This is a genomic window from Aromatoleum toluolicum, assembly GCF_012911005.2.
In the GTDB taxonomy this organism is placed as follows: domain Bacteria; phylum Pseudomonadota; class Gammaproteobacteria; order Burkholderiales; family Rhodocyclaceae; genus Aromatoleum; species Aromatoleum toluolicum.
On sequence record NZ_WTVS01000280.1, the window covers coordinates 1 to 380 of the forward strand.

Sequence of the window (380 nt, forward strand, 5' to 3'; positions counted from 1 at the left end):
GCCCTGACCGGCCTGCCGCTGCTGGCCGCCGCCTTCGCCGCGCCCGCCGCCGACGCGCCCGACCCGACCACGCTCGACAAAGTCCAGGTCCAGGCGCCGATCGCCAAGCGCAGCCAGACCGTGACCAAGACCGACACCCCGCTGATCGAGGTGCCGCAGTCGGTCTCGGTGATCACCGCCGAGCAGATGCGCGAACGCGGCATCCAGGGCATCGAGGAAGCGGTCTGGTACACCGCCGGCGCCCAGGGCGGCGGCTACGGCCAGGACACCCGCAGCGACTGGCTGCTGGTGCGCGGCTTCAGCCCGGCGCGCTACATGGACGGGCTGACCCTCACCGACGGCGTCTGGACCGGCGGCACCCGCATCGAGCCCTACGGCCT

The 380-nt window shown here is 73.4% G+C and carries 1 protein-coding gene; it reads left to right on the forward strand.

What is annotated here, in order from left to right; all coding sequences use genetic code 11:
* Positions 1–380, forward strand: a 380-nt coding sequence (locus GPA27_RS28740) for a TonB-dependent receptor plug domain-containing protein (RefSeq protein WP_211165332.1), incomplete at both ends; no start/stop codon positions are given.